Source organism: Hydrogenophaga laconesensis (assembly GCF_031457235.1).
Taxonomy (GTDB): Bacteria; Pseudomonadota; Gammaproteobacteria; order Burkholderiales; family Burkholderiaceae_C; genus Hydrogenophaga; species Hydrogenophaga laconesensis.
Genome location: NZ_JAVDWE010000005.1, coordinates 276,110 through 299,435 on the forward strand (window position 1 = coordinate 276,110; position 23,326 = coordinate 299,435).

The 23,326-nt window shown below is 63.2% G+C and carries 21 protein-coding genes; 10 read left to right on the top strand and 11 right to left on the bottom strand.

Annotated features, from left to right (window positions below):
- The first annotated feature begins 4 nt into the window (after positions 1-4).
- Together J2X09_RS11625 and J2X09_RS11630 are read left to right on the top strand one after the other, a co-directional pair.
- Positions 5-757: an enoyl-CoA hydratase/isomerase family protein gene (locus tag J2X09_RS11625; protein WP_204733581.1), complete on the top strand. Its 753-nt coding sequence runs from the start codon at positions 5-7 to the stop codon at positions 755-757.
- 31 nt (positions 758-788) lie between these two features.
- Positions 789-1,781 (top strand): Bug family tripartite tricarboxylate transporter substrate binding protein, encoded by a 993-nt coding sequence (locus tag J2X09_RS11630; protein ID WP_204733582.1) that lies wholly within the window; start codon positions 789-791, stop codon positions 1,779-1,781.
- A gap of 54 nt (positions 1,782-1,835) precedes the next feature.
- Here J2X09_RS11630 and J2X09_RS11635 read toward each other — a convergent pair whose 3' ends face one another.
- From J2X09_RS11635 to J2X09_RS11655, 5 genes are all read right to left on the bottom strand, one after another.
- Positions 1,836-2,939 carry an acyl-CoA dehydrogenase family protein gene (locus J2X09_RS11635; RefSeq protein WP_204733583.1) on the bottom strand — a complete coding sequence of 368 codons (1,104 nt, stop codon included), beginning with the start codon at positions 2,937-2,939 and terminating at the stop codon, positions 1,836-1,838.
- Positions 2,929-4,131, bottom strand: a complete 1,203-nt coding sequence (locus J2X09_RS11640) for an acyl-CoA dehydrogenase family protein (protein WP_204733584.1) — start codon at positions 4,129-4,131, stop codon at positions 2,929-2,931. The genes J2X09_RS11635 and J2X09_RS11640 overlap by 11 nt, the downstream gene beginning before the upstream one ends.
- 76 nt (positions 4,132-4,207) lie before the next feature.
- Positions 4,208-4,780 (bottom strand): MarR family winged helix-turn-helix transcriptional regulator, encoded by a 573-nt coding sequence (locus J2X09_RS11645; protein WP_204733585.1) that lies wholly within the window; start codon positions 4,778-4,780, stop codon positions 4,208-4,210.
- Positions 4,777-6,222: an NAD-dependent succinate-semialdehyde dehydrogenase gene (locus J2X09_RS11650; RefSeq protein WP_204733586.1), complete on the bottom strand. Its 1,446-nt coding sequence runs from the start codon at positions 6,220-6,222 to the stop codon at positions 4,777-4,779. The genes J2X09_RS11645 and J2X09_RS11650 overlap by 4 nt, the downstream gene beginning before the upstream one ends.
- Positions 6,203-7,036, bottom strand: a complete 834-nt coding sequence (locus tag J2X09_RS11655; RefSeq protein WP_204733587.1) for an alpha/beta fold hydrolase — start codon at positions 7,034-7,036, stop codon at positions 6,203-6,205. The genes J2X09_RS11650 and J2X09_RS11655 overlap by 20 nt, the downstream gene beginning before the upstream one ends.
- A 163-nt stretch (positions 7,037-7,199) precedes the next feature.
- On the opposite strand from J2X09_RS11655, the gene J2X09_RS11660 reads away from it, so the two are divergent.
- The 4 genes from J2X09_RS11660 (at position 7,200) to J2X09_RS11675 (ending at position 12,196) form a co-directional block, all read left to right on the top strand.
- On the top strand, positions 7,200-8,036 hold the full coding sequence (locus J2X09_RS11660) for a p-hydroxycinnamoyl CoA hydratase/lyase (RefSeq protein WP_204733588.1): 837 nt from the start codon (positions 7,200-7,202) through the stop codon (positions 8,034-8,036).
- Positions 8,033-10,186: an acetate--CoA ligase family protein gene (locus J2X09_RS11665; RefSeq protein WP_204733589.1), complete on the top strand. Its 2,154-nt coding sequence runs from the start codon at positions 8,033-8,035 to the stop codon at positions 10,184-10,186. The genes J2X09_RS11660 and J2X09_RS11665 overlap by 4 nt, the downstream gene beginning before the upstream one ends.
- A gap of 63 nt (positions 10,187-10,249) precedes the next feature.
- Positions 10,250-11,236 carry a Bug family tripartite tricarboxylate transporter substrate binding protein gene (locus tag J2X09_RS11670; protein ID WP_204733590.1) on the top strand — a complete coding sequence of 329 codons (987 nt, stop codon included), beginning with the start codon at positions 10,250-10,252 and terminating at the stop codon, positions 11,234-11,236.
- A gap of 30 nt (positions 11,237-11,266) precedes the next feature.
- A complete protein-coding gene (locus tag J2X09_RS11675) occupies positions 11,267-12,196 on the top strand; it encodes a LysR family transcriptional regulator (RefSeq protein ID WP_204733591.1) in 930 nt (309 codons plus the stop codon).
- 947 nt (positions 12,197-13,143) lie between these two features.
- Here J2X09_RS11675 and J2X09_RS11680 read toward each other — a convergent pair.
- The 6 genes from J2X09_RS11680 to J2X09_RS11705 form a co-directional block, all read right to left on the bottom strand.
- Positions 13,144-13,827 (bottom strand): TetR/AcrR family transcriptional regulator, encoded by a 684-nt coding sequence (locus J2X09_RS11680; protein WP_204733592.1) that lies wholly within the window; start codon positions 13,825-13,827, stop codon positions 13,144-13,146.
- An 86-nt stretch (positions 13,828-13,913) separates the two neighbouring features.
- Positions 13,914-14,624 carry an ABC transporter ATP-binding protein gene (locus J2X09_RS11685; protein WP_310308293.1) on the bottom strand — a complete coding sequence of 237 codons (711 nt, stop codon included), beginning with the start codon at positions 14,622-14,624 and terminating at the stop codon, positions 13,914-13,916.
- Positions 14,625-14,626: 2 nt separating this feature from the next.
- Positions 14,627-15,379: an ABC transporter ATP-binding protein gene (locus tag J2X09_RS11690; RefSeq protein WP_204733593.1), complete on the bottom strand. Its 753-nt coding sequence runs from the start codon at positions 15,377-15,379 to the stop codon at positions 14,627-14,629.
- Positions 15,369-16,361: a branched-chain amino acid ABC transporter permease gene (locus J2X09_RS11695; protein ID WP_204733594.1), complete on the bottom strand. Its 993-nt coding sequence runs from the start codon at positions 16,359-16,361 to the stop codon at positions 15,369-15,371. The genes J2X09_RS11690 and J2X09_RS11695 overlap by 11 nt, the downstream gene beginning before the upstream one ends.
- Positions 16,362-16,372: 11 nt before the next feature.
- Complete coding sequence (locus tag J2X09_RS11700) at positions 16,373-17,248, bottom strand: branched-chain amino acid ABC transporter permease (protein ID WP_204733624.1); 876 nt, start codon at positions 17,246-17,248, stop codon at positions 16,373-16,375.
- Positions 17,249-17,321: 73 nt separating this feature from the next.
- Positions 17,322-18,533 (bottom strand): ABC transporter substrate-binding protein, encoded by a 1,212-nt coding sequence (locus tag J2X09_RS11705; protein WP_310308298.1) that lies wholly within the window; start codon positions 18,531-18,533, stop codon positions 17,322-17,324.
- A gap of 208 nt (positions 18,534-18,741) precedes the next feature.
- Here J2X09_RS11705 and J2X09_RS11710 point away from each other — a divergent pair, with 208 nt between their 5' ends.
- The 4 genes from J2X09_RS11710 to J2X09_RS11725 are packed head-to-tail and all read left to right on the top strand — an operon-like array spanning position 18,742 to position 23,313.
- Positions 18,742-19,200 (top strand): VOC family protein, encoded by a 459-nt coding sequence (locus J2X09_RS11710; protein WP_204733595.1) that lies wholly within the window; start codon positions 18,742-18,744, stop codon positions 19,198-19,200.
- Between the two features lie 23 nt (positions 19,201-19,223).
- Positions 19,224-20,465, top strand: coding sequence for an FAD binding domain-containing protein (locus tag J2X09_RS11715; RefSeq protein ID WP_204733596.1), 1,242 nt, complete (start codon positions 19,224-19,226; stop codon positions 20,463-20,465).
- On the top strand, positions 20,462-22,150 hold the full coding sequence (locus J2X09_RS11720; protein ID WP_204733597.1) for a GMC family oxidoreductase: 1,689 nt from the start codon (positions 20,462-20,464) through the stop codon (positions 22,148-22,150). The genes J2X09_RS11715 and J2X09_RS11720 overlap by 4 nt, the downstream gene beginning before the upstream one ends.
- Positions 22,147-23,313 (top strand): alpha-hydroxy acid oxidase, encoded by a 1,167-nt coding sequence (locus J2X09_RS11725; protein WP_204733598.1) that lies wholly within the window; start codon positions 22,147-22,149, stop codon positions 23,311-23,313. The genes J2X09_RS11720 and J2X09_RS11725 overlap by 4 nt, the downstream gene beginning before the upstream one ends.
- Positions 23,314-23,326 lie beyond the last annotated feature (13 nt).

A 23,326-nucleotide genomic window follows, 5' to 3' on the forward strand; every position in this document is an offset into this window, starting at 1 on the left:
CACCATGACGACGAACACCCACGATGCCTCATCGACGCCCGGCGTGCTGCAGTCGCTGCACGACGGCGTGCTGACCCTCACGCTCAACGATCCGGGCACCGGAAACCTGGTTGACGCGGCCATGTCGGCGTCCATCGTCCACGCCGTACAGACCCTGGGCGACGACGTGAAGGCCATCTGCCTGCGCGGAACAGGCGATGACTTCTGTGCCGGGCGCAAGTCGCCCACACCGCCCAAGGGCGGTGCGGTGCCTTCGGCCGAGAAGCTGCGGCATCTGGTGGCCGAGCCGGCGCTGGCGCTGTACGACGCCATCAAGTTCGCGCCCGTGCCCACCCTCGCGGTGGTGCAGGGACGCGCCCATGGTGTCGGTGCCGCGCTGGCCTGCGTGTGCGACATCACCCTGGCGCACGAGGGCGCGCGCTTCTCCATTCCGGAGCTCGAACGCGACATACCGCCGGCGCTGGTCATGGCGGCGCTGCACGACCGCGTGCCACTGAAGACGCTGGCGATGCTGGTCTACACGCGCGAGGAACTCTCGGCCGCGCAGGCACTGGCCGCAGGGCTCGTCAGTCACGTGGTGGCCGCGCAGGCGTTCGAGTCGACCGCCGCGCGCTGGCTGGCCGGTTTTGCCGGCAACGGCACGGTGGCCCTGCGCGCATGCAAGCAATACCTGACCCATGCGCCCTCCATGTCAGCCACCGGCGCCAGCGCTTTCGCCAGCCACGTCATCGGCACCGCGCTGTCGGCCCGGTACTGAGTCTTTTAACGAACCCAGGAGACACCACACCATGAACTCTCTGCAAACCCTGCCGCGCCGCGCGGCCCTGGCCTGCGCCCTCGCCCTTGGCTGTGCCTGGGCGGCGGCACCGGCCCTGGCCCAGGACAACTACCCGACCCGGCCGATCAAGATGCTGTTGGGCTATCCCGCCGGCAGCGGCATCGATGCCGCCGCGCGGCAGCTGGCTCGCCAGATCGAACTGCTCGCCGGGCAGCCCGTGGTCGTTGACAACAAGCCTGGTGCCCTGGGCAACATCGCTGCCTCCGCTGTCGCGGCCGCGGCCGGCGATCCGTACACCATCCTGTTCACCCCCAACTCCACGCACGCGGCCAACACCCACCTGTTCAAGAAACTGCCGTTCGACCCGGTGGCGGACTTCACGCCCGTGAGCAGCGTCGCCACGCTGGGTTTCGTCATGGTGACCAACCCCAGGCTCACGACGGAGAAAAGCGTGAGCGAACTGCTGGCGAGCATCCGCAAGGACCCCACCCGCTACAGCTTCGGCAGCGGCAACGCGACCGGGCTGGTGGCAGGTTCCATGTTCAAGAAGATGGCCAGCGTGGACATCCTCAGCGTGCCGTACAAGGGTGTTCCGCCTGCCATGAACGATCTGATGGGGGGGCGCATCCACATGGTGTTCGCCGATGCCACCCTGGCCATCCCGCAGGCCAGGGGCGGCAGCGTACGGGCGCTGGCCGTTACCGGGCGCGAGCGCATGGCCGCCCTGCCCGATGTGCCCACGATGGAAGAAGCGGGCCTGCCTGGCTACGACCTCACCGCATGGTTCGCTGTGTTCATGCCGGCCCGGGTGCCGGCCGCTGCGGTGGACAAGCTCAATGGTTACATCCACACCATCAGCCGCCAGCCTCAGTATGTGGAGTTCATGCGCGGCATCGGCGCCGAGCCTCAGGCGTCGACGCCGGCCCAGCTGCTGCAGCGTGTCAAGACCGACACCCAGGCCTGGGGCAAGCTGGTGGAGATGGCCGGCATCACCCCCGAGTGACGGATTCCTCCGTCGCCAGGAGGCCGTGCCGATCGCACGGCCTCTTTTTTCGCGTCAGGCGTCTGCGAACTGCGCTTCGCTCAGGATGGCCAGGTGGTGCGGGCCGTCGCCGAAGGTGTATTCCAGCTGGTAGAGGCGCCTGACGTAGTCGCTGAGTCCGTACTCGTCCGTGAGACCGATGGCGCCGTGCAGCTGGACGGCCTGCTGCCCCACCCATTTCATCGAGCGTGACAGCTGGTACTTGGCCTGCGACAGCGCCAGCCGCCGGGCCGGTGCCTCCGCCTCCAGCCCCAGGCTGGCCCAATAGCTCATCGAGCGCGACAGCTCGATCTCCATCTTCATGTCGGCCACGCGGTGGCGCAGCACCTGGAACTCGGCCAACGGCCGGCCGAACTGCTGGCGCGTGTTCAGGTGGGCGATCGTGAGGGCCATGGCGTGTTCCATGAGTCCCACAGCCTCCGCGCACAGATGTGCGATGCCCAGGCCGATGCCCCATTCCAGGGCCCCGACGTCGGCGCTCAGGCACTGGGCTTCCGCCTGTCGCAGCGTGGCGGTGGCGGCACCTCTGCCATCCACCGTCCGATAGACCTCCATGCGCACCGCCGCCTGTGGCAGGGAAACGAGAAACAGCGCCTGCGCGCCGTCCAGCATCGCCGGCACGATCAAGGCCTGGGCCTTGTCTCCGGCAGGAATCAGGTCCTTCTGGCCGGAGATGAGAAAGCGGCCTTCGCCATCGCGATCGGCCTTTGCCGTGCACCGGTCGATCACATGGCGGTGACCCCGTTCCTGATGCGCCAATGCCACCCAGGCTTCGCCCGCCGCGATGCGCGGCAACCAGGCCGAGGCCATGTGCGCCGGGGCGCACCGCTGGATCAGCTGCGCACCGAGCCATGCGTGACCCAGGGGCTCTGGCACTGCGTGGCGGCCGAATTCCTCCATGACGATCATGGCCTCGATCGCGCCCATGCCCATCCCGCCATGCGCCTCGCCGATGGGCAGGCCGCAAAGGCCGAGCTCGCTGAAGGAACGCCAGGCCTGCGAATCCCAGCCGCCATCGGCCATCGTGCGGCGACGCCGCTGCTGGCCGTACTCCCGCTCCAGCCAGCGCGAGACCGCCTGGCGCAGCTCCACCTGCTCATCCGCGAAATCAAAGTCCATGTCGGTCTCCTGCATTCAGTACGGTCTGTGCAACGATGTTGCGCTGCACTTCATTCGAGCCACCATAGATGGTGGTCTTGCGACTCTTGAAGAACCCCATGGACAGGGTCGCATGGGCCGGGTGCGCCCCGGGAAACGCCCCGGGCCATCCGGCCTCCATCGCTTCCTCGATCCAGGGCAAGGCGTAGGGCCCCGCCACTGTCACCATCAGTTCGGTGTAGCGCTGGGTGATCTCGCTGCCCCGGATCTTGAGCAACGCCGCGATATCCAGCGGGTTGCGCCCGGATGTCTCCATCGACAGCACCCTGAGCACCATCAGGTCCAGCGCTTTGATATCCACCTCCAGCGCAGCGATGGCATCACACAGGCGCACGTCGTTGGTCAGCCCCGCATCGCGCACGAGCTGCTTGAGGCGCAGCAGCTCCGCCTTGCTGCGGTTGATGTCGGAGATGGTGGTGCGCTCGTGCGAGAGCAGGTGCTTGGCGTACGTCCAGCCTTTGTTCTCCTCGCCAATGAGCTGATCGGCCGGCACCTCCACGTTGTCGAAGAACACGTCGTTCACGTCGTGTTCCCCATCCAGCAGCCGGATCGGCCGCAGGGTGATGCCTGGGGACTTCATGTCGATGAGCAGGAAGGAGATGCCCGCCTGCGGCTTGCCTTGCGTGCCGGTGCGCACCAGGCAGAACATCCAGTCGCCCCACTGCGCCATCGTGGTCCAGGTTTTCTGGCCATTGACGACGTAGTGGTCACCCTGTCTTACGGCGCGCGTGCGCAGGGAGGCGAGGTCGGAACCCGCGCCCGGTTCGCTGTAACCCTGGCTCCACCACACCTCGCCGCTGGCGATGCCGGGCAGGAAGCGCCGTTGCTGCTGCGGTGTGCCATAGGCCATGATGATCGGCGCCACCATGGCCGGTCCGAAGGGCACGATGCGTGGCGCGCCGGCCAGCGCGCATTGCTCCTCGAACAGGTGCTTCTGGATCGCATTCCAGCCCGGCCCACCGAATTCGCGTGGCCAGCCATACCCGAGCCAGCCTTGCTGGCCCAGCAGGCGCGCCCAGCGCTGGAAGTCGTCCTTGCGCAGCCGCTGGCCGGCGCGCACTTTCGATGCGATGTCGGCCGGCAGGTGATCGTGAATCCAGGCGCCGACGGACGACCGGAACTGTTCCTCATGATGGGAATAGGCAAGATCCATGGGATCTCCAGACAGGAAGTGGAAGAAGGGCCGTCGAGGTCGCGCGCCGTCGCGGTCGCGCATCGTCCGACGGAGATCAGTCGTCTTTGCGTTTTGCCGAAGCGCTGTGCGACGGCAGATGGCTGATCTGGTAGAGCGAGGCGCGCAGGGTGTCCAGCGTCTCGTCGTCGAAGCGCGAGAACACGTCGCGCTCCAGGCGGCGCATGGCCGCGTCGCCCGTCGCGTAGGCCTTGCGGCCTGCATCCGTGAGCGTCAGGCGCAGCACCCGGCGGTTGTCGGGATCTTCCGCGCGCTGGATCAGACCCTGTTCCAGCAGCGGGTTGAGCAACTGCCCCATGGCTTGCGGCGTCTTGAAGAAGCGCCGGGACAGTTCCGCCGACGATGAGCCGCCGCGGTTCTTGATCATGTTGAGCACCGACATCTGCAGCCCCGTGAGCCCGCAGGGCTTGAGTGCCGATTCGATCTTCATGCGCACGGCGTGCGAGGCGTGCACCAGCAGCCATGAAGAGCGCATGTTCGCGGGCGGCACCAACTCCGCCCCCGGCATGTCCTGCGAGGGCGCGGCGTCCTCAGGGGCGGGTTCGCCTGGCGAAGGGGTGTTGCGCAGGTTGCTCACGAAAGCCTGATGGCCGAAGAAAGAATCGCTCATGGCGCCGGAGCCTGGGCAACGTACTTGGTGACGAGATAGGCTTCCACGCCCTCCATCCCTCCTTCGCTGCCGTAGCCGCTGTCCTTCACCCCGCCGAAGGGGGTGTCGGCCCCGGCGAGTATAAGGGTGTTGATGCCCAGCATGCCGGTTTCGACGCGCTCGGACAGCCGCACGATGCGCCCGGCATCGTTGGTGAAGGCATAGGCCGCCAGCCCGTAGGGCAGGGCGTTGGCCGCGTCGATCGCTTCGTCCTCGTCGTCGAAGGGCAGCACCAGCGCCAGTGGGCCGAAGGGTTCCTCGGACAGCACGCGCGCCGACGGCGGCAGTTCATGCAGCACCGTGGGCGCGAAAAAGAAGCCATCGCGCGGCAGCCGTGAGCCGCCGCAGGCCAGGCGCGCACCCGAGGCGACTGCATCGTCCACCAAGGACTGCATGGCCGCCACTCGCCTGGCGCTGGCCAGGGGTCCCATGGTCGATCCACCGTCCGTCGCGTCGCCAACAGCCAGAGAGCTTGCCGCACGCGCGAACGATTCGACGAAGGTGGCATAGGCCGAACGCTGCACGTAGAAGCGCGTGGGCGAGGTGCACACCTGGCCGGCATTGCGGAACTTGCCCGTGGCACATGCCCGTGCGGCGCGCTCTGCATCCACGTCGTCGAAGATCAGCACCGGGGCGTGGCCCCCCAGTTCCAGCGTGGCGGGCTTGGCCTGCTCCGCCGCCAGGGACGCGATCACGCGCCCGACCGGCACGCTGCCCGTGAAGGTGACCTTGCGGACCAGGGGCGAGGCGATCAGATGGCGCGACACCTCAGCGGGCACACCGAAGACCACATTGAGAACACCGCGAGGCAGGCCGGCGTCGTGCAGCGCACGGGCGATTTCCAGCACGCCAGCGGGGGTCTCCTCGGACGGCTTGATGATGCAGGTGCAGCCCGCGGCGAGGCTGGCTGCGATCTTGCGGGCCGGGATCATCATCGGAAAGTTCCACGGTGTGAAGGCCGCCACGACGCCCACCGGTTGCCTGAGTACGAGTTGGCGCCAGCCGGGTTCGCGCGAGGGAATGACGCGGCCATACAGCCGCCTGGCTTCATCCGCGCACCACTCGAACACCTCGGCCGAGCCCAGCACTTCCTGCCGGGCTTCCATCAGGGTCTTGCCCTGTTCGGTGGCCAGCACCGCGCCGAGTGTCTCCGCCCTTGAGCGCAGCAGCATGGCCGCCTGACGGAGCACGCCGCTGCGATGGGCGGCAGTGGTTGCCCGCCATGTGCGCCAGGCCCGGTCGGCGCTTGACAGTGCATGATCCAGATCCCCGAAAGTGGCATGGGGCAGATCGCCTAGCGCTCCGCCCGTGGAAGGATTGAAAACGGTCTCGCTCGGGCGGCCTTGCGCACCGAGCCATTCGCCGTCGATGTACAGCTGGAGTTCAGGATAGAGGGAGGGCATGGGAGGTGCGGTCAAGTTCAGCGAGGGTCTGGTTGATGAATGCGGGGGCTTCGTAGGCCACCCAGTGGCCGGCGGCGGGCACGGCGTGAAACCGTGCCGTCGGGGACCTCAGGCGCAGCGCTTCGCGTTGCGTGTCGGCATCGCCGCCGAGCGCGTCGAATTCGCCGCGGACCACCGTCAGGGGGGCTGTGAGACGTTCTAGCGAAGCCTCCAGGCCATCGAATGAAAAGTCTGTGGGACGGACGCGAGCGCGGCGTGCATTGAGGGCGTGGATGTCCACAGCCTCTTCATCGATGGATGCGGGATCGTGCAGCATCAGCACGCCGAGGTTGTGCCGGTGCGCGGCGCGCTCGAGATCGGGTGGCAGGTGTTTCCAGCTGCGCAGTCCCGCAGGAAACGGCGGCGCTGTTCCGGTGAACGTTCCCCGGATGAGAACGAGATGCGCCACCAGCCGGGGGCACCCCAGTGCAATCGCTTCGGCCACCAGCGAACCGAAGGAAAACCCGGCGAGCACACAGGGCTCACCGTCCAGCATGTGGTCGATGTCGGCGGCGATCCGCTGCCCCATGGCCGTGTAGGTGCGATCACCGGAATCGCGCGATTCCCCGTGCCCGGGAAGGTCCGGCACCAGCACGGTATGCGTGCGACTGAGCGCGTCGATGTTGCGCACCCAGTGGGTCCACGATCCCCCCGACCCATGTAGCAGCACGATCGCCGGTCCGTGCCCCCAGCGCTTCCATGCAATGCCCGCGTCCGCCCCCTGTGCCTGACGAGCGCGCGCGGCAAGGTCTCGCACAAGCGGGGCGTGTTCCATGAAAGTGTTCTCCAAACGGTATCTCCTTCTGAGTTCGGCATCGACGGACCGAGGTTGGTCGAGGGTGTCAACTAGGCAATAACCCTGATATGCATGTAAACGTCATTGATATAAAGTATATTTACATTCAAACCACAACGCAACATTGCAAGGAAAGCAGCGAATGAACGAAGACAAGGCCATCTCTCCCAGCGAAGACCCCGTTCTCCTCGAGCGGGCGGACGGCATCGCATGGGTCACTCTCAACCGGCCGGCCAAGCGCAACGCGATCAGCCCACCCCTGGTCTACCGCATGGTGGAGGTGCTGGCGGAGCTGGAGTCCGATGACTCGGTGAAGGTGGTGGTGCTCACGGGGGCGGGCAACGCGTTCAGTGCGGGCATGGACCTGCGCGACTACTTCCGTGCGACCGATGGCAAGCCTGCCGAGCAGATGAAACTGTTCCGTGCGAACGCGCTGTGGCAGTGGAAGCAATTGCGCTTCTTTGCCAAGCCAACCATCGCCATGGTCAATGGTTACTGCTTCGGCGGTGCGTTCACACCGCTGATTTCCTGTGACCTGGCCATCGCCTCGGACGACGCCACCTTCGGTCTGTCCGAAATCAACTGGGGCATCATTCCCGCGGGCGTGGTGAACCGAGCCGTGGCCCAGGTGATGAACGAACGCGATGCCATGTATTACGTGATGACCGGCGAGCCCTTCGACGGGCGCAAGGCGGCCCGCATGGGGCTGGTCAACGAATCGGTGCCCGCCGATCAGTTGCGCGCGCGCGTGATCGAGCTTGCGGACATCCTCAAGAAGAAGAACCCCACCGTGCTGCGCACCGCGAAGATCGCGTACCGCCACGCAGAGGACATGAGCTGGGAGCAGGCCAACGATTACCTGATGGCCAAGTACGACCAGGCCATCCTCCACGATCCGGAAAAGGGGCGTGCCACGGCCATGTCGCAGTTCCTGGATCAGAAGACCTTCCGCCCCGGTCTGGAGACCTATGCCCGATGAGCCAGCCGCAAGACATGCTGACGAACCGCGATGAGGTGGACAGGCCGATGGACCTGCGCCGTCTGCTGGCCCCGCGCTCCGTGGTGGTCGTGGGCGCCTCGCCCGACCCGAACTCCGTGTCGGGGCGTGTGCGCCGCAACCTGAAACTCATGGGATTCAAGGGCGATGTGCATCTGGTGAGCCGCACCCGCGACGAAGTGGACGGTGAACCCTGCCTCAAGTCCATCGATGCGCTGCCCATGGGCGTGGATGCGGCGGTGCTGGTGGTGCCGCAGGCGGCGGTGGAAGAGTCGATCCAGGCCTGTGCCCGTCGCGGCGTGGGTGCCGCTGCGGTTTTTGCCTCGGGCTTCGCTGAGGGCGGCGACGCGGGCATGGCCTTGCAGGCGAACATCGCGCGCATCGCCCGGGAGAATGGCATCGCCCTGCTGGGCCCCAACTGCATGGGGCTCATCAATTTCCATGACGGCGTGCCCCTCTCGTTCGAGGAGTTCGATCCCCGGATACCAGCTGGTGGTCCCCGGGTCGCCATCGTGGGCCAGAGCGGCGCGATGACCTCCAACACCCGTCTGGCCTTGCTGGCGCGTGGCTTGCGGGTCACCCATTCCGTATCGACCGGCAACGAGGCCGTCGTGCATCTGGAGCAACTGATTGCCCATCTCGTCGAGCGCGAGGAAGTGGATGTGCTGACGGTGTTCGCCGAGACCTTGCGCCATCCGCGGATGTTTCTGGCCTGCGCCGCACGGGCCCGACAACTGGGCAAACCGCTGGTCCTGCTGCATCCAGGGCGCAGCCAGGCGGCGCGCGATGCCGCGAAGTCCCACACCGGGGCCCTGGCGGGGGATCACGATGTGATGCGTGCCCTCGTGCGCCGCGAGGGCGTGGCCATTGTGGACACGCTCGATGAACTGTTCGACGTGACCGCGTTGCTGGCCCGGTATCCCCGGCCGCTGAAGTCGCCACAGGCGGCCGTGATATCCAACTCGGGGGCGTTGCGTGGCATCGCCATCGATGTGGATGAGGACCTGGGCGTGCCGCTGGCGAAGCTGGACGAGGCCACGCTGGCTTCTCTCTCGCAGGCTCTGCCGGCGTTCGTCACGCCCGACAACCCGCTCGACATCACCACGGCTGGCATGCAGTCACCGGCACTGTTTGGTGAGAGCGCACGGCTGGTGCTGTCCGACGACAACGTGGGCAGTCTCGTGATCGCGCTGATGGGCGGCTTGGGCGATGCCCAGGTGGCCAAGGCCCACTCGATCCTGCCGGTGCTCGAGCATTTCGACAAACCCGTGGCCTTCGTGATCATGGGCGACGAGTCGCCGCTGGACGAGCGCTTTGTCCGCCTGGTGCACGACAGCCACGTGCCCTTCTTCCGCTCACCCGACCGCGCGTTGCGCGCCATGGCGCATGTGCATCAGCGATCCCGCGCCCTGCAGCGTGCGGGCGATCGGGTATCCGCCCGCCCCGCGGGCATGAACGCGCGGTTGCCGGCGGGACCGCTGGCCGAATACAAAGGCAAACAACTGCTGAGCTCCATCGGCATCGCCGTTCCGCAAGGCTCGCTGGGCCGCAGCGTCGATCACGCGGTGGACGTTGCCAACTCGCTGGGGTATCCGGTGGTGCTCAAGGCGCAGGCGGACCAGCTCATGCACAAGAGCGACGTCGGCGGCGTGGCGGTGGGCATCCGCTCCGAGGCGGAACTGCGTGAAGCCTGGGAGCGCATGCAGTCCAGCGTGTCGAAGGGCACGGGGGGTATGGTGCTCGATGGCATTCTGGTCGAGTCCATGGCACCCCGCGGGGTCGAACTGCTGCTGGGTGCCAAGCGGGATCCGCAGTGGGGCGTGGTGCTCATGCTCGGCCTGGGCGGTGTCTGGGTCGAGGCGCTGAACGACGTGTTGCTGCTGCCGGCCGACCTGACGGCGGTGCAGATGGCGGAAGAGATGAAGCGCCTCAAGGGGGCAGCCCTGCTCGAGGGGCTGCGCGGCACACCGCCCGTGGACGTCGCTGCGGTGAGCGAAGCCGCCAGCGCGCTGGCACGCTGGCTCATGGCCCATCCCGAAGTGATCGAGGTGGACATCAATCCACTCATCGCCCTGCCACAGGGGCAAGGCGTTGTGGCGCTGGACGCCGTTTTCGTTGCTGCCGACGGTTGAGGGCGTTCGCACCGTCCTCGCCACGCGGGCTTATTCAACCCATAACTTGAACAGGAGACAGACATGATCAACCGCAGATTTCTACTGGCCGTCATCGTGGGTGCGCTCGGGACTTCACCGGCCTGGGCGCAACAGGCGCAGGCGGCCGCCCAGTTTCCCGACAAACCCATTCGTCTGCTGCTGCCGTTCCCGCCGGGTGGCAGCAGCGACCAGGTGGCCCGCGTCCTCGGCCCCCTGATGGCGGAGAAGCTGGGTCAACCCGTGGTCATCGAGAACCGGCCGGGCGCTGGCGGTGCCATCGCGCTGGATGCCGTTGCGCGCTCGGCGCCCGACGGCTATACCCTGGGGGTGGGCACCATCGGTGGGCTCGGTCTGGCGAAGTTGATGGGGCAGTCCCAGCCGTATGACGCGCTCAAGGACTTTGCGCCCGTGGGCATGATGATCACCATTCCCTTCGTGGTCGTCGCGAGCAACGCGTCGCGCATCGAAAGCGTGGCCGATCTGGTGGCCAGGGCCAGAGATACCAAGGGTGGGCTGTCCGTCGGCCACGGAGGCAATGGCTCCCAGATGCACCTGTCGGTCGAGCTGCTGCGTCAGATGACACAGGCAGAACTTGTTTCGGTACCGTACCGGGGAACGGCGCCCGCCACGCAGGACGTCATGGGCGGCCAGATGCCGCTGGCCATGAGCGACACCAGCACCTCCATCCAGCAGATCAAGGCCGGCACACTCAAGGCCGTGGGCGTCACGTCGGGCAGACGAAGCCCGGCCTTGCCCAACGTACCGACCCTCGCCGAACAAGGGCTGACGGGTTATGAGTCCGTGGGCTGGATCGGCATCGTGGCGCCCGCCAGGACTCCTCCAGAGATCATCGCGAAACTCAATGCGGCCTTGAATGCGGCGCTCAACACCAAGTCGGCGCGCGACACCATTCAAACCTCCGGCTCCGAACCCTCCCCGGGGACGCCGCAGCAACTGGGTCAGTTGATCCTGGCCGATCACGAGCGCTGGGGCAAGTTGATCAAGGCCGCCAACATCAAGATCGAATAGCAGGCGCGGAACACGCCACCCAGGCCTGCCATGAATCTCCATCTTCGGCAGCTGAAGGCTTTCCTGGGGGTTGCCGAAACCAGCAACTTTACCAGGACGGCCCAGAAGCTTCACATGAGCCAGGCCGCGCTCAGCTCGGCGATCCGTGAGCTCGAAAACCAGCTCGACTGCAACCTGTTCGAACGCACCACGCGTCACGTGCAACTGACCGAAGCCGGGCATCAGTTCCGGCAGACCGCCATGCGTGTCGTGCAGGAGCTGGAGTTGTCCTCCATGCAGTTGAAGGAGATCCACAGGCACCGGTGCGCCCGCCTTCGCGTGGGCTTCACGCCCACACTGGCTTCCCACGCGTTTCCCGAGATGCTTGAATCGTTTCGGGATGCACACCCGCACGTGCATATCGACGTGATGGACGAGGCCCCGCGCCGACTGCAGGAGCTCGTGGAGAGCGGCAGCATCGACGCCGCTTTTGGTGCCTTCTTTCAAAAGGCCTCCGGTATCGAGCAGCTGCCTGTGTCCCCTTCCACCTTGGTGCTTGTGCATGCCGAGCAGGACAGCACGATCGGTCCCAGCATGGAGTGGAGCGTGTTGGAGGCGCATCCGATCATTGCGTTGTCCGACGTCTCCCCGGTGCAGCAGTTGCTGCAGTCCGCGGTGAAACGCCACAACCTCAAGCTCCGGCGCACCATGACGGTCAGCCATCTCGAAACCGCCGTGGCGCTGGCCGAGCGCGGCATCGGCGTGACCGTGATTCCTTCGTTCGCGACCGCAGTCTGTCGAAGGTACAGGGTGAACATCGCCCGTTTGCTGCCACCCGTGCGCTTCAACTACTGCAGGATCGTGAAGATGGGCAGGTCCCCGAACGAGAACCTGGAGCACTTCACCAACCTCGTGATTGATCACCTTCGAGAAACCGAATCACCACGAACGGCACCGATGCCGGTGGAAGATGCGGGCTGAATGGGCGACGGAGGGGTGAAAAAACAAAGCCCTTGAGGACGTGTGGTCCAGAAGGGCTTTGGTGAGTCCAATTTCTTGGCGGAGGACGTAGTCTCAAATCAAATCGTCTCAGAGAAAATCCCTGTAACAGGGACTTTTTCAGGGATTTCTCGCCCGTCATCGACGCCCAGACCCGCCGCAAGTTCACACGCTGCGCGGTCTTCGAATGATTTATGGACTGTGTCGTGTGTATGGATCAGGGAAAAACTCTTAGCAGAACAGGGAAGTATGTCCGGTCTTCAGAGACTGAAATATTGAATCAGGATTCTGGGGTCTAAAGCTCTCAGCTACTTGTCGGCCTGGCTAAGATGCAATCAGTGCTGCCTGGCCCGCACAACGGCAACGCACTTAGCGACTCGGTCTATCTCGATCCTCCCGGCCCTCGCTATTCCTGCCCACTTCGGCACTTCTGAACGAATGAAGGCATCAAAGTCCTTTGTGCTTTTGCCCAGAATTGCGTAGCTTCCAAACCCCCTAGTTTGTCGGCTTCCCTAGGCACCTTTTGCACTGCTCGGCAGACATGTTCTTAGTACAATTTTCCAGCAGGGTGGAGTAGGGCAACCGATCCTTGTAGTGAAGGTACACAGCGCACTGTTCGGTTCGCCGTACCCCAGCAGGCATGGCGGGCGCTGGCCCTTGAACGCGCGTCAACTCAACACCGCATGAACTGTTGGAACTGTGAATCTTGTAGTCAACATCTTCAATTTCGCTTTGGAGGGAAGAGAGCTTCGATAGGAGAAACGTGCGCTGTCATATTCGACGCTCTTGAACCTTCGATGTTTGGAATCAGTATCCTGGGCCGAGCTCGATGCCTCGTCAACCCGTCGCCGTAGTTCGTCCAAATCGCCGGCGCAGCTACTCCAGTCTTGGGCGCTAGCCGTGCCAGCGACGTCTGACGTGCGCAATGATCACTGCTTGCCAGCACCATCCTTGCGCATACCCTGCATGACAGCAGGCGCTCCGGCGAGAAATGTGTCAACTTTGGCACGGATGACTGCATCCACGTCCTTCGGGATTTTCAATCCATATATCCATTTGCGAACGCCCAGATAGAAGATGCTCGCGTGCAAACCCCATACCAGTTCGACTTCAGCGTCCAGAACATCATTGGAGCCGGGCTCCGAGATGCCATATGAGTGCCGGACTTCCTTGAGCACCGGCACGAACACTCTGGCATGCAGTTTGTTCAGGTAGCGGTTGTTGATGCCTTCCTTTGTGAGCCCAGCGAAGATGAAAATCCGGATCCACTCTTCCCGAAGAATGATTCCGGCATAGGCAACGTAGAACCGACGCAGCCGCTCGTTCAAGGGCACACTCCTGTCGGTGAGCCCCCCTTCCCAAGCCGGACTTTTGTCGAAGACCTCGTCATAGACCCGGTCGATCAGGGCTTCTTTGCTGGGGAAGTAACGATACAGTAGCGGCTGCGTGACGCCGAGTTCCCGGGCAAGCTCGCGCGTGCTTCCACCGAAGCCATGGCGCGTGAAGTGCTGGATCGCCTTCTCCACGATCTGGCTCCGCCTGTCTTCCGCCGATAGACGGCGCGTGATAGTGGCTGGTGCTTTCTCGGGGGAGGTCGCTTGTGTCTTGGGCATGGGGCAGATGAGTCGGAACCTGCAGTGCAAACACCGCAAGTGATCAACCGATTATTACCGACCTTCCCCCTCGACCAAACGCCGGCTCAGACCGCGCAGTACCTCTCCTGAATGGCCTCGTCCTCCAGCATCGCCTGTGCTAGGCCGCTGTAGACCAGTTCGCCCTGGTCCAGGATATAGGCCCTGTCCGCGATCTTCAGGGCTAGGCCCACGTTCTGCTCGATGAGAAGGATGGTGATGCCAGCGCGCTTGAGAGCGCCGAAGTACTCAAACATTTCATCCACCAGCACCGGCATGATGCCTTCGGAAGGCTCGTCAAGCAGCACCATCCTCGGCTTGGCGGCCACGGCCCGGGCAATGGCCAGCATCTGCTGCTCGCCGCCGGACATGGTGATCGCCTGCTGGTCCAAGCGCTCCTTGAGCCGGGGAAAGGTCTCCGCGATTTCCTCGATGACCTCGGATTCCCGCTGACGAAGTGGTGAGGCCAGCAGACCGAGGCGGATGTTTTCGCGCACCGTCAGACCCGGCACGATGCGCCGCTCCTCCGGCACATAGGCCAACCCTTGGGCAAATCGCTGATGCGCGGGAAGGGTCAACAACTCGGTGCCTTCGAACTTCACCGATCCCGTGACCTTGGGCAGCAGCCCGACGATGCTTTTGACCGTGGTGGTCTTGCCCGCACCATTGCGGCCAATTAGACAGACCAGCTCGCCTTTGTGCACTTCCAGGTTGACGCCTTGCAGCACATGGCTGCTGCCGTACCACGCATGGAGGTTTTCAACTTTCAACATGGCCATGTTCAGTGACTCCCTTGTCCGAGATAGACGCGTTTGACGAGATCATTGCCACGGATGTCGTCGGGCGACCCTTGCGCGATCAGTTCCCCATGGTGCAACACGACGATGCGCTCGCTGATGCCCATCACCATCTTCATCTTGTGCTCAACCAGCACGACGGTGCGTTCGCCGACCAGCCGGCGGATCAAGTCCATCATGATCCTGGTTTCTTCAGGGCTCATCCCCGCCGTTGGCTCGTCCATCAGCAGCAGGCGGGGGTCTGCGGCCAGGGCGACCGCGATCTCCAGCGCGCGCTGCTGGCCGTGGGCAAGCTCGCGGGCAAGGTGTTTCGCGCGCGTGCCCAACCCCACGATCTCCAGCAATTGCATGCCACGTTCGCTCAAGCCGGGTAGATCGCCCCGACGCTTCCACAAGCCATAACGGGAGACATGGGCCTGCAGGGCGATCCGCACGTTCTCCAGCGTGGTGAAGTTGGGAAACAGATTGGTGATCTGGAACGATTTGGCAATGCCGGCATGCGCGAAGTCGTGCGCGCGCAAGCCCGTGATATCGCGCCCCTGGAACAGCACCTTGCCCTCGCTGGGCGCGAACGCCCCCGACATCAAGTTGAAGAACGTGCTCTTCCCCGCGCCATTCGGTCCGATGATGGAGGTCAGCATGCCAGGCTGCACCTTGACACTGACATTGCTCAGCGCCTTGAAGCCCCCGAAGGACTTGCTCACGGCAACGGTTTCGATAATCGGGTCAACGCTCATGTTTCAGCTTTTCGAGAAGCGTCCCCCACACTCCCTTGGGGAAGAAGAGGACGAAGAAGATGAAGATGGCGCCCACGATGAGCTGCCAGTGTTCGGTCCAGTTCGATGCGCGATCCTGTATCAGCAGGAACAGCGCAGCACCCACGAACGGGCCGAAGTAGGTGCCCATGCCGCCGAGCAGGCACAGCATCACCACCATGCCTGACATGGCGTAGTGCAGCGTTTCAATCGGAACGCTGCCCAGGTGGATCGCATTGAGTGCGCCAGCGAGCCCGCAGAAGGCGGCCGACAGAACGAACGACAGAAGCTTCGTTCGTTCGATATCAAACCCGCAAGCCCTGGCCCTCGCCTCGTTCTCTCGGATGGCTTCGATGGCCCCACCGAACGGAGAGGCCAGGATGCGCGAGAGCAGCCACATGGCAAGCACCACAAACCCGAACATGAAGTAGTACTTCTGCGTGGGGTTCAGCAGGTTGAGCTGCCACGCCAGGATGCTCACCTCCGCCACGTTCACGCCCCGCAAGCCGTTCTCTCCACCGGATGCCGGGAGCTGGTAGACCAGGAAGTAGACGCACTGGGACAGCGCCAGGGTGACCATCGCGAAATAGATGCCCCGTGTGCGGATCGCCAAGAGGCCCATGACCAGGGCCACCATGCAGCTCATGGCCACTGCGGCCGGAATGGCCAACCACCAGGCCAGCTGGTGCTGCGCCACAAGGATGCCGGCCGTGTAGGCCCCCACCCCCAGGAACGCCGCATGTCCGAACGAAAGCATGCCCGTGTAGCCGAAGATCAGGTTGAACCCCACGGCGAACAGGCCAAAGATCAGGATGTTGATGGCAACAGATTCGTAGGGCATCAACAGCGGAAAGATGGCGAAGAACAGCGCGGTGGCCAGCACACGGTGTCGAGCGATCCGCCACAACGCACCCTGTATACGGCCATCAGGCATAGGCTGTGCGGAATGGACAGTGGCGTTCATTTGGGCCTCCTTCATGACATCAACCCCGCGCGGCCAAAGAGACCTTGAGGGCGCACGAGCAGCACGCCGGCCATGATGAGAAACATGGACACCTTGGCCGCTTCCGGGAAAAAGAGAACGGCCATGCTCTCAACCACGCCCACCAACAGACCGGCCACCACCGCGCCCATCAGCGAGCCCATGCCACCGACCACGGTCACCACGAATGCCACTGTCAGCACGGAAGTGCCCATCTCGGGGCTCACACCCTGCAGCGGCGCGGACAGAACGCCAGCCAGCGCCGCAATGCCCGTGCCGACACCAAACACCAGCAGCCAGACACGCGACACGTCCACGCCGAGCACGCGCACGATGACGGGGTCTCGGGCACCGGCTCGCACGATGAGACCGAAGGAGGTCTTCTCGATCAGCAACCACAACACCAGCAACAGCACAGTCACCACGCCGACGACAAAGAGCCGATAGGTCGGAAAGTGTGCGAAGCCGAGGTTGGTGGCCCCCTGCAGCAGCTCCGGGGTATCGAAGGGCAGGCCGGTCTTGCCCCAGATGATGCGCACCCCCTCGACCATCATGTAGGCCAGGCCGAAGGTCAGCAGCAATGGGTAGTCGATGCCGCGTCCATAGAGCGGGCGGATCAGCCACCGTTCACAGAGCATCCCGAAGCCCCCGACCACGACGGGCGCGATGAGCAGGGCGAGCCAAAAGCTTCCTGTGCGCTCCGCCGCGAAAACGCCCACATAGGCGCCAACCATGAAAAACGCGCCATGGGCAAAGTTGACGACGGTGAGCATGCCGAAGATAAGCGACAGCCCCACGGCAATCAGGATGTAGATCGCGCCCAATGCCAGCCCGGTGAAGAGCTGCAGCGCCAGCAGGTCAAAGGTAATTTCCATAAATTCACGCGCCCGGGCCACCTGAAGTGACAGCCGAACCCTGATCCCTGTCTTGCTTCAGATGTTGTTAGCCCTTGTGCCCGAGCTCCTGGCAGGAGCGCAGGAGTTTTTCGCTTCCCGCTTCGGTGTGCAGAACCTTGAAGACATCGGCCGGATCTTTCGCCTCCTTGCTGTTCGACTGGATGATCAGCACCGACTGCACTGACTGCCGATCGCATGCGCGGTAGTACTGAGGCCCCTTATAGGTGTCGTACTTCAGTTGCGTCAGGGCGGCTGACACCTTGTCGCTGTCGGTGCTGCCGGCCTGCTTGACGGCCGCCAGCAGGCTCTTGACCGCCGAATAGGCCATTGCACCGTAGTCGGAGGGATACCGGTTTTCATTGACGGCCCTGAAGGCTGCGTTGAAGGCCTTGGCACTTGGCGTCTTGTCCTCGATCTCCCAGAAATACTGGGTGCCCCCGATCACGCCCTCATAGGTGGAGGCGCCGCCGGCAACGCGCGCGGTGTAAGTCAGGATGGGCGTCACGAACTGCATGCCACGCTTCATCCCGAAGTCGCCAGCCTGTTTGATGGAGATGCGGTTGTCGTTGCCGAAGTTGTTGAATATGAGAACGTCGGGCTTCATCGCCTGCAACCGGGGCAGGAAGGCAGAGTAGTCCTGGTGCCCCAGCGGGTGCTTCACCTCGCCCACGACGACGGCACCCAGTTCCTGCGCGACACGGGTGAAGCCCCGCGTCATCTCGTGGCCATAGGCGTAGTCGGCGGTCAGAAAGGCAACCCGCATGTCCTTCTTGAACACGTACCGGCCCACGGCCTGCGTGGTCATGTGGGGGTTGGGCGCCTCGTGAAACGTGTAGGGACCGGCATCCGAGGCCTCATTGATGACATCGGATTGGCTGATGGACACATAGATGACCTTGCGCTGTCGTGTCACGTTGTTGATGGACAGCTGCGTGGCGGCCGAAAGACCACCCACGATGAAATGCGCGCCATCTTTCTCCAGCAGTTCCAGCGTGCGAGTGGCGGCCTCGCCCGGGTTAAGTTTGTCATCGCGGATCAGCAACTCCGCCTGACGCCCACCCATGCCACCTGCAGTGTTGAACTCTTTCACAGCCAACTCGGCATTGCGGGCTTGATCTTTCGCTTCTGCGCCGTAAGGCCCTGTCAAAGGAATCGGTAGGCCGATCTTGATGGTCTGCGCCCCTGCCGAGGCGACCAGGATGCCGAGGCCAGTGACCAGGCAGCACATCGAGCGAGAGAAGGACAGTGTTTTCTTCATGCGGTCTCCTATGAACTCCAGGGTTGATGTTCGGCCACATAATTTAGCGACCGATAACATAGGGGTGGCATTGGATAAGTTTTCGACAGATAAACAAATAAGTGAAAACCCCTAAGTCCAGGAGAAATATTCCTAGGAAAACCTCTTGTCACGCGTAGCGTCGATCCGATATTATTTATCTTTCGATAACTTATGAGGCGGAAGCGACATGCCAATCTGCAAACTTGCGCATTTCTCGGTGCGCACATCTGACATGGAGGCCTCCAGACGGTTCTATGTCGAGATCCTGGACTTCAAAGAGGGCTTCCGACCTCCTTTCCAGTTCCCTGGACTGTGGCTCTACCGCGGCGGAGACGAAGCAGACTTCGGCGTGGTTCACATCATCGGCATCGATCCGAACGACCCCTCTGGTTTGTCGGACTATCTGGGCGACAAGGCAGCAGATGCGTTGAACGGTAGCGGCGCGGTCGACCACGTCGCGTTCCTGGCTACCGACTTGCCCGATATGCACCGTCGACTCAAGCTGGCATCCCTCACCTACCGGGAACGCACCGTCCCGAGCCTCGGCCTGCACCAGGTGTTCGTCGAAGACCCTTCCGGCGTGACGATCGAGCTCAACTACCCCGCCGAAGAGGCCGCGGCGCTTGCTCGATCCGCCGCCAAATGACATCCGTCCGACAGGAGACCCAAATGACTCAGAACAAGACAGCCATCGTGATCGGAGGCTCGCTGGGTGGGCTGCTTGCGGCCAACATGCTTCATCGATCGGGCTGGGACGTAAACGTATACGAACGTGTTGCAGAAGAGCTGGAAGGCCGGGGGGCCGGAATCGTGACCCATGCGGAGCTCATGGACGCGCTGACCATGGCTGGAGTCCTGGTCGACGACACCATCGGGATATCGGTAGAGGAGCGCGTCACGCTCGCCCTTGACGGTTCGGTCGACAGCAAGCGCGCGATGCCCCAGATTCTCACGGCCTGGGGGAGGCTGTACAGCGGTCTCAAAGCGGCGCTGCCGGAGGAGCGATACCACAACGGCAAGCAACTGATTTCGCACACCCAGGATGGTGATGGTGTCACTGCTGTGTTCGCCGATGGAACACAAGCCCGTGCTGAGCTGCTGGTGGCCGCTGACGGAATCCGTTCCCAAGTTCGAAACGCTCTGCTTCCAGAGGCCCGGCCCCAGTACGCCGGTTACGTGGCATGGAGAGGTCTCGTCGAAGAATCCGCGCTCTCGTCCCGGACGCTGGCCGAACTGTTTCCCTACTTCGCATTCGGTCTGCCCCCGAGAGAGCAGATGATCGCGTACCCAGTCGCAGGCAAGAACAACTCAGTCAAGCCCGGTACCCGCCGATTCAATTTCGTCTGGTACAGGCCCGCGGAAGAATCCACCACGCTCAGAGACATGGTCACCGACGATAGTGGCAAGGTTTGGTCCGACGGTATTCCTCCACCGCTGATCCGCGCGTCCGTCCTTGATGCCGCGCGCCAGGCGGCTAGCGACGTGCTGGCACCTCAGTTCGCCGAGGTAGTTCGCAAGACAGAGTCCCTTTTCTTCCAGCCCATCTTTGATCTGGAAAGCGCCCAACTCGCCTTCGGGCGTGTCGCCCTGTTGGGCGACGCAGCCTTCGTGGCTCGGCCTCATTGCGGAATGGGTGTAACCAAAGCTGGCGGCGATGCGATGGCCCTGGTATGTGCACTGTCTAGCGCTTCGAGTATTCCGGCCGCGCTCAGAGCCTATGAAGAAGACCGCCACCAATTCGGTAAATTCATCGTGGGGCATGCGCGGGCTCTGGGCGCCTACATGCAGGCGCAGCTGCAAACGGAGCACGAAAGAGAAATGGCCGAAAGGTATCGCTCCACCGACGCCGTGATGAGAGAAACCGCAGTGGCGCCTGGCGCCCACGGAACCAGAGATGCTGTGAACCCATGAACGCGCCGTCAACGGCAATCGTCTACGACCACATCATCGTTGGTGGCGGGTCCGCTGGGTGCGTGCTGGCCAGCCGATTGAGTGAGGACAGCCGGCGACGCGTTCTCCTGATCGAGGCGGGTGACGACGTCTCCAACGAGAGCCTCCCGGCGAACATTCGTTCTTTGGCAAGCGATGCCTCATTCGTGGGGAGGTACCGCTGGCCTCTCGCAGGGCACTATCTGGACGCTGGCACATCTTCCTTGGGCGGCGTCGCACAGGCGAAGCTTCTGGGTGGCGGCTCCAACATCATGGGGATGGTCGCTCTTCGCGGCCTGCCCGAAGACTATGACCTCTGGCAGGACTTGGGCGCACACGGCTGGTCATGGAACGATGTCCTTCCCTTCTTCCGCAAACTGGAGACGGATGTGGACATGCAAAACGAGCTCCATGGTCATATGGGCCCCACAGTCATACGCCGCACACCACCGGGGTCATGGCCGCCACTCGGTCAGGCTGCTTTGTCCTGGGCACGCCAGGAAGGCATCGCCTTGCACGACGACATGAACGGCCAGTTCGATGACGGCATCTTTGCACTACCATCATCCTCGACCGCACAGGGACGGCAGTCGAGCTCCATCTGCTATCTGACCGAGCAGGTCCGGCGGCGGCCCCATCTCTCCGTTCTAACCCGATCAGAGGTAAGTGAATTGCTGCATGACGGGCAGCGCTTCTGTGGCGTCTCCATACGGGGGGGTACTGGCACCCATGATTTCTTGGGTCGTGAGGTCATCCTGTCTGCTGGAGCTCTGCTTTCGCCAACGCTTCTTATGCGGGCAGGTATTGGCGACGCGCCGAAACTCAAGGCTCATGGAGTTGCCGTCCTCGAGCACCGACCGGGGGTAGGTCGAAATCTGCAGAACCACCCCATGATGTTCATGGCGGGGTTTCTCTCACCCAGCATGAGGCAGAAGCCCAGCCTCGCGCTCGGCTTGAACGCCAGCTTCCGCTACTCCTCGGGATTGCCCGGCTGTGGCTCGTCCGATCTGTACTTCGCGGTATTCAACAAGTCGGCGGACCACCCGCTCGGACGCCGCATCGCTACTTTGCAAAGCTACATCCTTCAACCGAAATCCCGGGGTGAAGTGCAGCTGGCGCGCGATGGTGATACACCATCCATCACGTTCAACTTCCTTTCCGCACCGCAAGATGTGAAGCGATCGGGCCGTCTGTTGCAGGACATGGCCCGCCTGGCCACTTCCAAGCCGTTTCAGGCCACCGGGCATCCCTTCTTTTCCGTTCGCTTTAGCGACAGGCTGCGCAAGCTCAATGAGAAGACAACCGGGAATGCGGTCATCAGCGCACTCCTGAGCGCCGCTTTGGATACCGCGCCCTCCATCGAGAGCATGGTTCGTCCGGCGATGGGCGCCGGACCATCGGCGCAAGAGATTCTCGGTGGCGGCATCGACCTCGCTGAGCATGCGCGCTCTTTCGTGTCGCCCTCAGGACACCATGCAGGCACTTGCCGAATGGGCAAATCGGCCGACCAAGATTCAGTCGTTGACGCCTCGGGAAAGGTTCATGGCGTGCAAGGCTTGCGTGTCGTTGACGCATCCATCATGCCCACACTGCCGCGTGGCAACACCAACATTCCCACACTGATGATTGCCGAGAAGATCGCAACGCATATCCTGGAGAACTCATGAGCGACCCTGCCAGCTGGCTCAACAGCGATGACATCCGCGCCGCCGCGCAGCGGCGCCTACCCAAAGGACTTTTTGAATTCATTGATCGGGGGGCAGAAGACGAACTGGCGCTTCGCCTCAACCGTGCAGCCATCCAGCGCGTCAAGTTGCGCTCCAGCGTCCTGCGTGACGTGTCGCAACGGAGTACGGCATCCACATTGCTTGGAAATTCTCTGTCTATGCCGGTTGTCATCGCGCCCACGGGGCCAGCCGGTCAAGTGTGGTACCGAGGCGAAATCGCCATGGCACGAGCAGCGGCGGAGGCGGGAATTCCATTCACGGTGTCCACCGCCTCCACCACCCGTCTGGAAACCATTCGTGAAGTGGGCGGTGGTCGACAGTGGTTTCAGCTCTATATCTGGCCAGACCGGGCCATGTCCGACGAGGTCGTCTCCAGAGCCAGAGAGTCAGGGTATGACGCGCTGGTTGTCACTGCAGACAGCGTAGTCGCCACAAATCGACCCTTCAACGTTCGCAATGGCTTCACGCTCCCACTGCGGTTGAATCTTCGAAATTGCCTTGATGTGATCGGACACCCACGCTGGTTGCTGGAAGTCATCGGTCGCTACATTGCAACCACCGGCATGCCTCGCTACGAGAACTATCCCGGACACGTCAAGGCTAGGATGACGGCGCAGCCCATTGCAGACGCGATGGCGAAAAACGACTCCATCACCTGGGAAGACCTGCGCCGACTGCGTAACGATTGGCCCGGACAGCTTATCGTCAAAGGCATCCTCAATCCGGAGGACGCAGTGCAGGCGATGCACTGTGGCGCCGACGGCATAGTTGTGAGCAACCACGGAGGCATCGTCTTCGACAGTTCCGTGGCGCCGATTGATGCACTTCCCGCGATCGCGAATGCCATCGACGGCCGAATCGCTGTTCTGGTCGACAGCGGGTTCCGGCGAGGCAGTGAAGTGGTCAAGGCCATCGCTCTCGGGGCGGACGCTGTGATGCTGGGACGGGTGCCCCTCTATGCCCTCGCGGCAGCTGGGCAGGCAGGTGCCGCTCGCGCTTTGACGATCATCCAGGCTGAGATATTGCACACGTTGGCATTGCTGGGTTGCAAAAGCATCGATGAGGTCGGTCCGCAACACGCGCGATGTTCCATCGGAGCCTGAAGATTGTCATCCG

What these genes read in the sequence shown, in the direction of transcription:
- J2X09_RS11625 (WP_204733581.1), top strand. Translation starts at nt 5, where the DNA reads ATGACGACGAACACCCACGATGCCTCATCGACGCCCGGCGTGCTGCAG.
- J2X09_RS11630 (WP_204733582.1), top strand. Translation starts at nt 789, where the DNA reads ATGAACTCTCTGCAAACCCTGCCGCGCCGCGCGGCCCTGGCCTGCGCC.
- J2X09_RS11635 (WP_204733583.1), bottom strand. Translation starts at nt 2,939, where the DNA reads ATGGACTTTGATTTCGCGGATGAGCAGGTGGAGCTGCGCCAGGCGGTC.
- J2X09_RS11640 (WP_204733584.1), bottom strand. Translation starts at nt 4,131, where the DNA reads ATGGATCTTGCCTATTCCCATCATGAGGAACAGTTCCGGTCGTCCGTC.
- J2X09_RS11645 (WP_204733585.1), bottom strand. Translation starts at nt 4,780, where the DNA reads ATGAGCGATTCTTTCTTCGGCCATCAGGCTTTCGTGAGCAACCTGCGC.
- J2X09_RS11650 (WP_204733586.1), bottom strand. Translation starts at nt 6,222, where the DNA reads ATGCCCTCCCTCTATCCTGAACTCCAGCTGTACATCGACGGCGAATGG.
- J2X09_RS11655 (WP_204733587.1), bottom strand. Translation starts at nt 7,036, where the DNA reads ATGGAACACGCCCCGCTTGTGCGAGACCTTGCCGCGCGCGCTCGTCAG.
- J2X09_RS11660 (WP_204733588.1), top strand. Translation starts at nt 7,200, where the DNA reads ATGAACGAAGACAAGGCCATCTCTCCCAGCGAAGACCCCGTTCTCCTC.
- J2X09_RS11665 (WP_204733589.1), top strand. Translation starts at nt 8,033, where the DNA reads ATGAGCCAGCCGCAAGACATGCTGACGAACCGCGATGAGGTGGACAGG.
- J2X09_RS11670 (WP_204733590.1), top strand. Translation starts at nt 10,250, where the DNA reads ATGATCAACCGCAGATTTCTACTGGCCGTCATCGTGGGTGCGCTCGGG.
- J2X09_RS11675 (WP_204733591.1), top strand. Translation starts at nt 11,267, where the DNA reads ATGAATCTCCATCTTCGGCAGCTGAAGGCTTTCCTGGGGGTTGCCGAA.
- J2X09_RS11680 (WP_204733592.1), bottom strand. Translation starts at nt 13,827, where the DNA reads ATGCCCAAGACACAAGCGACCTCCCCCGAGAAAGCACCAGCCACTATC.
- J2X09_RS11685 (WP_310308293.1), bottom strand. Translation starts at nt 14,624, where the DNA reads ATGGCCATGTTGAAAGTTGAAAACCTCCATGCGTGGTACGGCAGCAGC.
- J2X09_RS11690 (WP_204733593.1), bottom strand. Translation starts at nt 15,379, where the DNA reads ATGAGCGTTGACCCGATTATCGAAACCGTTGCCGTGAGCAAGTCCTTC.
- J2X09_RS11695 (WP_204733594.1), bottom strand. Translation starts at nt 16,361, where the DNA reads ATGAACGCCACTGTCCATTCCGCACAGCCTATGCCTGATGGCCGTATA.
- J2X09_RS11705 (WP_310308298.1), bottom strand. Translation starts at nt 18,533, where the DNA reads ATGAAGAAAACACTGTCCTTCTCTCGCTCGATGTGCTGCCTGGTCACT.
- J2X09_RS11710 (WP_204733595.1), top strand. Translation starts at nt 18,742, where the DNA reads ATGCCAATCTGCAAACTTGCGCATTTCTCGGTGCGCACATCTGACATG.
- J2X09_RS11715 (WP_204733596.1), top strand. Translation starts at nt 19,224, where the DNA reads ATGACTCAGAACAAGACAGCCATCGTGATCGGAGGCTCGCTGGGTGGG.
- J2X09_RS11720 (WP_204733597.1), top strand. Translation starts at nt 20,462, where the DNA reads ATGAACGCGCCGTCAACGGCAATCGTCTACGACCACATCATCGTTGGT.
- J2X09_RS11725 (WP_204733598.1), top strand. Translation starts at nt 22,147, where the DNA reads ATGAGCGACCCTGCCAGCTGGCTCAACAGCGATGACATCCGCGCCGCC.